Raw genomic sequence first — 10,184 nt, forward strand, 5'->3', positions numbered from 1 at the left:
CGCCGAGGACACCCCGCTGGTCGCCCGCCTCTTCGCGGAGGCCGTCCACGAGGCCGGGATCCCGGCGGGCGTCTTCAACCTGGTCACCGGGCTCGGCCCGGTCGCCGGCCAGGCCCTCGCCGAGCACCCGGGCGTCGACCTGGTCTCCTTCACCGGCTCCACCGCCGTCGGCCGGCAGATCGCCGCCATCGCCGCCGGGCAGGTCAAGAAGGTCGCCCTGGAACTCGGCGGCAAGTCCGCCAACGTCATCCTCCCGACCGCCGACCTCGCCAAGGCGGTCAACGTCGGCGTCGCCAACGTCATGTCCAACTCCGGGCAGACGTGCAGCGCGTGGACGCGGATGCTGGTCCACCGTGACCAGTACGACGAGGCGGTCGGGCTCGCCGCCACCGCCGCCGCCAAGTACGGCGAGCGCATCGGCCCCGTCGTCAACGCCAAGCAGCAGGTCCGCGTGCGCGGCTACATCGAGAAGGGCGTCGCGGAAGGCGCCCGCCTGGTCGCCGGTGGCCCCGAAGCCCCGCGCGAGAAGGGCTACTTCGTCAGCCCGACCGTCTTCGCCGACGTCACCCCGGACATGACCATCGCACAGGAGGAGATCTTCGGCCCGGTCCTGTCGATCCTCAGGTACGAGGACGAGGAGGACGCCCTGCGGATCGCCAACGGCACGGTCTACGGCCTGGCCGGCGCCGTCTGGGCCGGGGACGAGGCCGAGGCGGTGGCCTTCGCGCGCCGGATGGAGACCGGCCAGGTCGACATCAACGGCGGCCGCTTCAACCCCCTCGCGCCCTTCGGCGGCTACAAGCAGTCGGGCGTGGGCCGCGAACTCGGCGTGCACGGCCTCGCCGAGTACCTCCAGACCAAGTCCCTCCAGTTCTAGGGCCTGTCGCTTGGATCACGCCGCAGACGCGGGGTCTGGCACGCACATCTGCCGCGTTGTCGTCGGTTGCCGACTCCCTCACGCTCGGCTTCGCTCGCGCGGGCGGTGCCCCCATCGCGTCGACGCCCTCCTCCGCCTTGCAGCTGCACGCACCAGACCCCGCTCACCGGCATCGACCAGCACCGTCAGTTTCCTGCGGCCTGATCCAAACGACAGGCCCTACCCCAGGGGAGTCCCTTCCGTCATGGCTGTCCGCGCCGCCGTCCTGCCCGCCGTCGGTTCCCCGCTGGAGATCGCCGGCATCGACCTGCCCGCCCCCGGACCCGGCCAGGTCCGCGTCCGGCTCGCCGCCGCCGGGGTCTGCCACTCCGACCTGTCCCTGTCCAACGGCACCATGCGCGTGCCCGTCCCCGCCGTCCTCGGCCACGAGGGCGCCGGTACGGTCGTCGCCGTCGGCGAGGGCGTCACCCACGTCTCGCCCGGCGACGGGGTCGTCCTCAACTGGGCCCCGTCCTGCGGCGCCTGCCACGCCTGCTCGCTCGGCGAGGTCTGGCTGTGCGCCAACGCCCTCAACGGCGCCGCCGACGTCTACGCCCGCACCACCGAGGGCACCGACCTCCACCCCGGCCTGAACGTCGCCGCGTTCGCCGAGGAGACCGTGGTGTCCGCGGCCTGCGTCCTTCCCGCCCCGGACGGCGTTCCGCTCACCGACGCGGCCCTCCTCGGCTGCGCCGTCCTCACCGGCTACGGCGCCGTCCACCACTCGGCCCGCGTCCGGCAGGGCGAGACGGTCGCGGTGTTCGGCGTCGGGGGAGTGGGGCTCGCCGCCCTCCAGGCGGCCCGGATCGCGGGCGCCTCGAAGATCGTCGCGGTGGACGTGTCCGCCGAGAAGGAGGAGCTGGCCCGGGCGGCCGGCGCCACCGACTACGTCCTCGCCTCCGAGAACACCGCCCGCGAGATCCGCGCCCTCACCGGCAGACAGGGCGTCGACGTCGCCGTCGAGTGCGCCGGCCGCGCGGTCTCCATCCGCACGGCCTGGGACTCCACCCGCCGCGGCGGCCGCACCACGGTCGTCGGCATCGGCGGCAAGGAGCAGCAGGTCACCTTCAACGCCCTGGAGATCTTCCACTGGGGCCGCACCCTGACCGGCTGCGTCTACGGCAACTCCAACCCCGCGGAGGACCTCCCGGTACTCGCCGAACACGTCCGGGCCGGGCGCCTGGACCTGACCGCCCTGGTGACCGAACGAATCTCCCTGGACGGCATCCCGGCGGCCTTCGAGAACATGCTGGCGGGCAAGGGCGGCCGGGCACTGGTCGTCTTCTAGCCCGTTTCCCCCAGCACCCCGGCCTCCGCGCGAGGCCGGGGTGCGAGGCGTGCCCGGACCCGTGATCAGTGGCGTGTACAGGCAAAACTCCTGGTGCACGACCGGTTGACGTCCATACCGTCCGGTCAGTACGTTCCCCGGAACTCGAGCCACCCCCCGTTCCGTCCCCGCACCCACCGGAGCGTGCACCACATGGACACGGCCCCTTCCGCTCAGCCGCCCACCTCCACCGCGCCCGCCGTGGGCAACCGCCGCCGCGTAGCCACCGCCGCGGCCCTCGCCTCGGCCGTCGAGTGGTACGACTACTTCGTCTTCGGCATCGCCGCCGCCCTCGTCCTCGGCGACCTCTACTTCCCCGCCGGCAGCCCCACCGCCGGCGTCATGGCCTCCTTCGCCACGTTCGCCGTCGGCTTCCTGGCCCGCCCCCTCGGCGGCATCGTCGCCGGCCACCTCGGCGACAAGCGGGGCCGCAAGCCGATGCTGGTCCTCGCGCTCACGCTGATGGGCGTGGCCACCACCGGCATCGGCCTGCTGCCGACGTACGACACGATCGGCGTCGCCGCCCCGATCCTGCTCGTCCTGCTCCGCATCGCGCAGGGCGTCGCCGTCGGCGCCCAGTGGGGCGGCGCGATGCTCCTGGCCACCGAGTACGCCCCGGAGGGCAAGCGCGGCGTCTACGGCAGTGTCGTCCAGCTCGGCGTCCCCATCGGCGTGGTGACCGCCAACACGGTCTTCCTGGCCGCCGGCGCGCTCACCACCGACTCGGCGTTCGCCGCCTGGGGCTGGCGCGTGCCGTTCCTGGTCGGCCTGCTCGTGCTCGGCCTCGCCTGGTACATCCACACCCGCGTCGAGGAGACCCCGGCGTTCCGGGAGGCCGAACGCGCCCTCGCGGAGCAGGAGAAGTCCGAGCAGAGCTCGCCGCTGCGCACGATCCTGCGCGGCCACCTCGGCACGGTGCTCCTTGCCGGCGGCTCCTTCGCCGTGAACACCGCGACCTTCTACATCCTCATCACCGGCGTCCTCGACTACACGACCCGCGAACTGGACATGGAGAAGGGCCCGGTCCTCATGGTCTCGCTCTGCGTCAGCCTCACCCAGCTCGTGCTGATCCCGGCCGCCGCCGCGCTCTCCGACCGCATCGGCCGCATCCGGATCTACGCCTTCGGGGCCGTCGGCATCGCGCTGTGGGCCGTACCGCTCTTCCTGCTGATCGACACCGGCTCGCTGCTGTGGCTCGCGGTCGGCACGTTCGTCGCCAGCTGCTTCCTGAGCATCATGTACGGCCCCCAGGCCGCCCTGTTCGCCGAGCTGTTCACGCCCGAGATGCGCTACACCGGCGCCTCTCTCGGCTACCAGATCGCGGCCGTCGCCGGCGGCGGCCTCGCCCCCTTCGTCATGGTGCTGCTGCTGGAGGCGACGGGCACCTCGATGGCGGTGTCCGGCTACATCATCGCGCTCTCGGTGATCGCGCTGATCTCGATCAAGGTCCTCGCGGACCGGGCGCGTGCGGCGGAACCGGAGGCCGCGCCCGAGGCCAAGGCGGAAGCCGAGTCAGCGGGCTGAGTCCGCAGCCCGCTCGGGCCGGGGCTCCGCGACCGCTCCCGGATCCCCGGCCCGAGCCGCCGGCCGCGACCGCGACCGGGACACCGCGACACCGGCCAGGCACAGCGCACCGCCGACCAGGGTGAGCAGCCCCGGCACCTCGCCGAGGAACAGCCAGGACATCAGGACGACCAGCGCGGGCGCCGCGTACGTCGTCGCGCCCATCCGGCTCGCGGTCGTCCGGGACAGGGCGTACGCCCACGTTGTGAAGGCGAGGGCGGTCGGGAAGACGCCCAGGTACACCATGTTGAGCGTCGCGGAGGCCGGCGCCTTGGCCGCCTCCTGGACGAGCTGCCCGGCGAACGGCAGACAGACCACCGCGCCGACCAGGCAGCCGAACGTCGTCACCTGCAACGGGCTCGCCGTGCCCAGCGCCGGCTTCTGCGCGACGACACCAGCGGCGTACGTGACCGCCGCCAGCAGGCACAGCACCACCCCGAGCACCGAGGAACCGCCCTCGCCGGACATCGAGAGCCCCACGGTCACCGCACCGGCGAACGACACCGCCATCCCCGCCAGCAGCCGCGGCGGCATCGGATCACCGAGCAACCGGGCACCGAGCAGCGCGATGAGGATCGGCCCGGTGTTCACGACCAGGGCGGCCGTGCCCGCGTCGACCTGCTGCTCGCCCCAGTTGAGGACGACCATGTAGACGCCGAACCACAGCAGGCCCGAGATGGCGATCCCGCGCCAGGCCGAGCGTGGCGGCCACCCCTCTCGCCGCAGCAGGCAGATCACCCCCAGCGTCAGCGCCCCGGCCAGGAGCCGCCCGAGCGCCAGCGCGCCCGGCGAGTACGCCTCTCCCGCGCTGCGAATCGAGACGAAGGCGGACGCCCACAGCACGACGGTCACCGTGGCCGCCGCGGCGGCCAGCAGCTCCGCGCGGCGGGCGGGAGGGGGAGGGGGGTTGTTCATCATGATCCCGAGGCTAGGTGGGGAAAGGGAACGGACGCTCGCGAATTTCGGACGGGGCTTCAGCGGCCCATCGGGTGGTGGGCTTGTTCGGTGAGACTCGGGGTCAGCGCAACGCCGCGGCCTCCACGCCCAGCAGATCGAACAGGGCCCGCTCACCGGCCGCCGTCACCTTCACGGCCCGCTCGGAGCCGATACGCACGCACCACCCAGTCTCCAGGGAGTGCCGGCACAGGGCCGCGCCCGCGACGCCCGCGAGATGGGGCCGGCGTTCGGTCCAGTCGAGACAGGCACGGGCCAGGGGGCGCCGGCCGCGCCGGTCGAGGCCGATACCGGCCGACTCGAACCACGCCAGCCCGGCGTCGGTGAGCGCGAACCCTGTCTCCTGTTGCAGCAGCCCGCGCGCCGTCAGCGCGTCCGTGACCGCGATGCCGAGCCGCCCGGCGAGATGGTCGTAGCAGGTGCGGCCCCGGGCCATCGCCGAACCGGCGCTCGACTCCCGCAGGGTCCGCGGCCGTACGGCCGTACCCGGCGCGACCTGCGCCGCCAGGTCCTCCACCAGCTGCGCGACCCGTGCGTCGGCCAGCCGGACGTACCGGTGCCGGCCCTGCCGCTCCTCGGCGAGCAGCCCGCCCGCGACGAGCCTGCCGAGGTGCTCGCTCAGCGTCGACGCGGCGACACCCGCGTGCCGCGCCAGCTCGCTCGCGGTCCAGGCCCGCCCGTCGAGCAGCGCCAGCAGGCACGCGGCCCGGGTCTCGTCCGCGAACAGCGCGGCGAGCCGTGCCAGGGCCGTGGCCTGCGGGTCCCTCGTCGTCATGGCCCCAGCATGGAACACGGACGCTTCGGCCGCCGCCGAAGCGTCACTACCGAAGCGTCGCCACCGCAGTGTCGCTACGCGGTCCGCCGCACCTGCTCGTACTGCCGTGCCAGCCCGTCCAGCAGGGCCGTCAGCCCGGTCTCGAAGGCCCGCTCGTCGACCTTCTCCTGCTGCTCGGCGAGGAGATGGGCCTGCTGGAGATGGGGGTAGTCGGCGGGGTCGTAGGCGCTCGCGTCGTCCACGAAGCCCCCGGCGAAGGAGCCGAGCGCGGAGCCCATCACGAAGTAGCGCATCAGCGCGCCGATGGAGGTGGCCTGCGCCGGCGGCCAGCCCGCCTCGACCATCGCGCCGTAGACGGCGTCGGCGAGGCGCAGGCCCGCCGGGCGGCGGCCGGGGCCGCGGGCCAGCACCGGGACGATGTTCGGGTGGTCGCGCAGCGCGGCCCGGTAGGAGACGGCCCAGTCGTGCAACGCCGTCCGCCAGTCCCGGCCGTCCTGGAACATCGTCAGGTCCACCTGGCCGCTCACCGAGTCGGCGACCGCCTCCAGGATCTCGTCCTTGGTGCGGAAGTGGTTGTAGAGCGAGGGCCCGCTGACCCCGAGTTCGGCGGCGAGCCGGCGGGTGGAGACGGCCGCGAGGCCCTCCGCGTCCACGAGCGCGCGGGCCGTCTCGACGATCCGGTCGGTGCTGAGCAGGGGCTTGCGCGGTCGGGCCATGGCGCACATAGTAGGGCTGCCGATCTAAACTAGCAGTGCTAATTTAAATATACGGTTTTCAAGTGGAGTGACCTGTGGTGAACCTGGAGCTCAGCGAGGAGCAGACCGCCGTACGGCAGCTCGCCCGGGACTTCGTCGAGCGCGAGATCGCCCCGAACGCCACCGCCTGGGACCGCGCCGAGGAGGTCGACCGCGCGATCGTCAAGAAGCTCGGCGCGGTCGGTTTCCTGGGGCTGACGATCGACGAGGAGTACGGCGGCTCGGGCGGCGACCACCTCGCGTACTGCCTGGTCACGGAGGAACTCGGCCGGGGCGACTCGTCCGTGCGCGGGATCGTCTCCGTCTCGTTGGGGCTCGTCGCGAAGACCGTCGCCGCCTGGGGGAGCGAGGAGCAGAAGCGGCGGTGGCTGCCGGGGCTCACGTCCGGCGAGTCGGTCGGCTGCTTCGGCCTCACCGAGCCGGGCACGGGATCGGACGCGGGCAACCTCACGACGCGGGCGGTGCGGGACGGCGACGAGTACGTCATCAGCGGCACCAAGATGTTCATCACCAACGGCACCTGGGCCGATGTCGTCCTGCTCTTCGCCCGCTCCACGGACGCCCCCGGCCACAAGGGCGTCTCCGCCTTCCTGGTCCCCACGGACACGCCCGGCCTGACGCGCCGCACGATCCACGGGAAGCTCGGGCTGCGCGGCCAGGCCACGGCCGAGCTCGTGCTGGAGGACGTGCGGGTACCCGCCTCGGCGCTGCTGGGGGAGGAGGGCAAGGGCTTCTCGGTCGCCATGTCCGCCCTCGCCAAGGGCCGGATGTCGGTCGCCGCGGGCTGCGTCGGCATAGCCCAGGCCGCGCTGGACGCGGCCGTGCGGTACGCGGGCGAGCGCGAGCAGTTCGGGAAGAGTATCGCCCAGCATCAGCTGGTCCAGGAGCTGATCAGCGACATCGCCGTGGATGTCGACGCCGCCCGGCTGCTGACCTGGCGGGTCGCGGATCTGATCGACCGGGGCCGGCCGTTCGCCGTCGAGTCGTCCAAGGCCAAGCTGTTCGCCTCGGAAGCGGCCGTCCGCGCCGCCAACAACGCGCTCCAGGTCTTCGGCGGCTACGGCTACATCGACGAGTACCCCGCGGGCAAGCTGCTGCGGGACGCCCGCGTGATGACCCTCTACGAGGGCACGAGCCAGATCCAGAAGCTGGTCATCGGGCGTGCGCTGACGGGAGTTTCGGCGTTCTGAGTACGCCCCTGAGTACTTGGGCGGATGTGGCGCGGGCCACGTCCGCCGAAACTTGCCCCCATGAGTGACACACCGGGCAGCAAGCAGCAGAACACGGCCGCCTTCTACGGCCAGGCCGTCGCGTCCTTCGCCGTCGCCATGGCGGCGACCGCCATCGGCATCTACCAGCTGAGCGCCGACGCCTGGGTGCGGGGCTTCCTCGCCATCGCCGTCCTGTACCTGGTCACCTCCTCCTTCACCCTCGCCAAGGTGATCCGGGACCGGCAGGAGGGGCCGGCGCAGGGGGCGACGCCCTCCTACGCCCCCTTCGAGAAGCACTGAGCTGCCACACTAAGCGCCCGCTCACCTTCGGCGGTATGGTGTTGTCCCTGTCGGTGGAGAGGGGCGAGTGATGAGTACGGCGGAGGAGACGGCCGGCGGCGAGGCGCAGGCGTGGGGCGAGGTCACGCCCGACGCGGCGCGACGGCTGCTGATCGCCGCGGTGGAGGCCTTCGCCGAGCGCGGGTACCACGCCACGACGACCCGGGACATCGCGGGTCGCGCCGGGATGAGCCCGGCCGCGCTCTACATCCACTACAAGACCAAGGAAGAGCTGCTGCACCGCATCAGCAGGATCGGCCACGAAAAGGCCCTGGAGATCCTGCGGACGGCGGCCCGGCGCGAGGGCAGCCCGACCGAGCGGCTCGCCGACGCGGTCAGCTCCTTCGTGCGCTGGCACGCGGGCGGGCGGACCACCGCGCGGGTCGTGCAGTACGAACTCGACTCGCTCGGGCCCGACGCCCGCGCCGAGATCCTCGCGTTGCGGCGCCAGGTCGACGCGGAGGTGCGCGGGATCATCGAGGAGGGCGTGCGGTCGGGCGAGTTCGAGGTCATCGACGTGCACGGGACGACGCTGGCCGTGCTGTCGCTGTGCATCGACGTGGCCCGATGGTTCAACGTCGACGGGCCGCGGACGCCGGAAGAGGTCGGCGCGCTGTACGCCGACCTCGTGCTGCGGATGGTGGGGGCCGGGGGAGAGGAAGCCCGCCCGTAGCCCGCCGGGTCAGCGGTAGTAGCGGGACACGGACTCGGCGACGCACACGGGCTTGTCGCCGCCCTCGCGTTCCACGGTGAAGGCGACCGTCACCTGGACGCCGCCCTGCACGTCGTCGACGCCGGTGATCGTCGCGGTGGCGCGCAGGCGGGAGCCGACGGGGACGGGCGCGGGGAAACGAACCTTGTTCGTCCCGTAGTTGACGCCCATCTTCACGCCCTCGACGGAGATCAGCTGCGGTCCGAAGAGGGGGAGCAGCGACAGGGTGAGGTAGCCGTGGGCGATGGTGGTGCCGAAGGGCCCCGCTGCGGCCTTCTCCGGGTCGACGTGGATCCACTGGTGGTCCCCGGTGGCCTCCGCGAAGAGGTCGATCCGCTTCTGGTCGATGTCGAGCCAGTCGGTGTACCCCAGTTGTTCGCCCACCGCCGACTTCAGGTCGTCGACGGACGTGAAGATCCTCGGCTGTGCCATGTCGTCCAGGCCTCTCGTGTGCGGGGAGACTGCGTGTGCGGTAGGTCTAAGCGACTGCTTAGCATGGTCGCCCGCGGGGGCTGTGTCAACGGACTCGGTAGGGTTCGAGGGGTGCCTCAGATTTCAGAGAAGATCCATGAGCTCACGGTCGGCCAGCTCGCCGCGCGCAGTGGAGCCGCTGTTTCCGCCCTGCACTTCTATGAGTCCAAGGGCCTGATCGGCAGTCGCCGGACGTCGGGCAACCAGCGCCGCTACTCGCGTGACACGCTGCGCCGGGTCGCCTTCATCCGGGCCGCGCAACGGGTCGGTATCCCGCTGGCGACGATTCGCGAGGCGCTGGCGGAGCTTCCCGAGGAGCGGACGCCGACCCGGGAGGACTGGGCGCGTCTCTCGGAGGCCTGGCGCTCGGAGCTGGACGAACGGATCAAGCAGCTGAACCGCCTCCGCGACCACCTCACCGACTGCATCGGCTGCGGCTGCCTCTCCCTCGACACGTGCGTCCTCTCCAACCCGGGCGACGTCTTCGGCGAACGCCGCACGGGCTCGCGCCTCCTGGTCGACAAGGGCCGCGCGTAGCGCCCATGCGGTGGTGGTGGGCCGGGGCCGCGCCCGGGGGTGTCCGTCCTCGGAACGGCGCGATGGGCTTGCGTACCAACTGACTGTCCGCTGACGCGCCAACCGCTGCGGGCGGACACCCCCGACACGTCCCCTTCCACACGTACGCGGGTGCGGGCACGTCTCGGCCTGAACGCGGCCTCCCGCCCATCCACCGCAGGCCACCGCGCTACGGCCGCCGGTCCCGCCTGGTGCCGCGGCAGGCAACGTTTGCCCGTCAAGGAGCGGCGTCCGGTGCGTGCTCTGGGGGTACCCCCTGCTCGAAGAGCTTGGGGGAGTGCCGGCCGGAAGCCCTCGTGCTGGATGTACTCGGGCTTTCGTCCGGTGCGGCGAGAGGGCGTGCCGGGCGTCGCGACGGGGCGAACGTTGCCTGCCGGGGCACTAGCTGCGGGTGCGGGCACGTGGTGGTCTGCTCGGCTGCCGCAGGCCGCCGCGCTGCGGGCTGCCGTACCGCCTGGCTAGGACCGTCCTACCGCCTAGTGGCGGCCGCCGGTCCGCCTAGCTGCGGGCAATCGTGCCGCTTGGGGCGGCACGGGTGGGCGCAGCGGCACCTCGTCGCGCCGAGCTGCGCAACGCCACGGCCTC

General features: G+C 72.5%; 11 protein-coding genes. 7 read left to right on the forward strand and 4 right to left on the reverse strand.

Annotated elements, in window-relative coordinates; translation table 11 throughout:
* The 3 genes from AOQ53_RS35030 to AOQ53_RS35040 all read left to right on the forward strand — a co-directional run.
* A partial coding sequence (locus AOQ53_RS35030; protein WP_148640418.1) for an aldehyde dehydrogenase family protein occupies positions 1 to 877 on the forward strand: 877 nt, incomplete at its 5' end.
* Between the two features lie 244 nt (positions 878 to 1,121).
* On the forward strand, positions 1,122 to 2,204 hold the full coding sequence (locus AOQ53_RS35035; RefSeq protein ID WP_059423581.1) for a Zn-dependent alcohol dehydrogenase: 1,083 nt from the start codon (positions 1,122 to 1,124) through the stop codon (positions 2,202 to 2,204).
* 192 nt (positions 2,205 to 2,396) lie between these two features.
* A complete protein-coding gene (locus tag AOQ53_RS35040; protein WP_059423582.1) occupies positions 2,397 to 3,767 on the forward strand; it encodes an MFS transporter in 1,371 nt (456 codons plus the stop codon).
* Here AOQ53_RS35040 and AOQ53_RS35045 read toward each other — a convergent pair.
* The 3 genes from AOQ53_RS35045 to AOQ53_RS35055 form a co-directional block, all read right to left on the reverse strand.
* On the reverse strand, positions 3,756 to 4,724 hold the full coding sequence (locus AOQ53_RS35045; protein ID WP_059423583.1) for a DMT family transporter: 969 nt from the start codon (positions 4,722 to 4,724) through the stop codon (positions 3,756 to 3,758). The genes AOQ53_RS35040 and AOQ53_RS35045 overlap by 12 nt on opposite strands.
* Before the next feature lie 100 nt (positions 4,725 to 4,824).
* Positions 4,825 to 5,535 (reverse strand): ArsR/SmtB family transcription factor, encoded by a 711-nt coding sequence (locus AOQ53_RS35050; protein WP_059423585.1) that lies wholly within the window; start codon positions 5,533 to 5,535, stop codon positions 4,825 to 4,827.
* A 74-nt stretch (positions 5,536 to 5,609) separates the two neighbouring features.
* A complete protein-coding gene (locus AOQ53_RS35055; RefSeq protein ID WP_059423586.1) occupies positions 5,610 to 6,251 on the reverse strand; it encodes a TetR/AcrR family transcriptional regulator in 642 nt (213 codons plus the stop codon).
* Between the two features lie 77 nt (positions 6,252 to 6,328).
* Here AOQ53_RS35055 and AOQ53_RS35060 point away from each other — a divergent pair, with 77 nt between their 5' ends.
* The 3 genes from AOQ53_RS35060 (at position 6,329) to AOQ53_RS35070 (ending at position 8,513) form a co-directional block, all read left to right on the forward strand.
* Positions 6,329 to 7,480, forward strand: coding sequence for an acyl-CoA dehydrogenase family protein (locus AOQ53_RS35060; protein ID WP_059423596.1), 1,152 nt, complete (start codon positions 6,329 to 6,331; stop codon positions 7,478 to 7,480).
* Positions 7,481 to 7,540: 60 nt separating this feature from the next.
* Positions 7,541 to 7,801, forward strand: a complete 261-nt coding sequence (locus AOQ53_RS35065; protein ID WP_059423588.1) for a YiaA/YiaB family inner membrane protein — start codon at positions 7,541 to 7,543, stop codon at positions 7,799 to 7,801.
* 70 nt (positions 7,802 to 7,871) lie between these two features.
* Positions 7,872 to 8,513: a TetR/AcrR family transcriptional regulator gene (locus AOQ53_RS35070; RefSeq protein ID WP_059423590.1), complete on the forward strand. Its 642-nt coding sequence runs from the start codon at positions 7,872 to 7,874 to the stop codon at positions 8,511 to 8,513.
* A 9-nt stretch (positions 8,514 to 8,522) separates the two neighbouring features.
* On the opposite strand, the gene AOQ53_RS35075 is transcribed toward AOQ53_RS35070, so the two are convergent.
* Positions 8,523 to 8,984 carry a MaoC family dehydratase gene (locus tag AOQ53_RS35075; RefSeq protein WP_059423592.1) on the reverse strand — a complete coding sequence of 154 codons (462 nt, stop codon included), beginning with the start codon at positions 8,982 to 8,984 and terminating at the stop codon, positions 8,523 to 8,525.
* Between the two features lie 111 nt (positions 8,985 to 9,095).
* On the opposite strand from AOQ53_RS35075, the gene soxR reads away from it, so the two are divergent.
* Positions 9,096 to 9,560: a redox-sensitive transcriptional activator SoxR gene (soxR, locus tag AOQ53_RS35080; protein ID WP_059423594.1), complete on the forward strand. Its 465-nt coding sequence runs from the start codon at positions 9,096 to 9,098 to the stop codon at positions 9,558 to 9,560.
* The last annotated feature ends 624 nt before the right edge of the window (positions 9,561 to 10,184 follow it).

The organism is Streptomyces azureus (assembly GCF_001270025.1).
Lineage (GTDB): Bacteria > Actinomycetota > Actinomycetes > Streptomycetales > Streptomycetaceae > Streptomyces > Streptomyces azureus.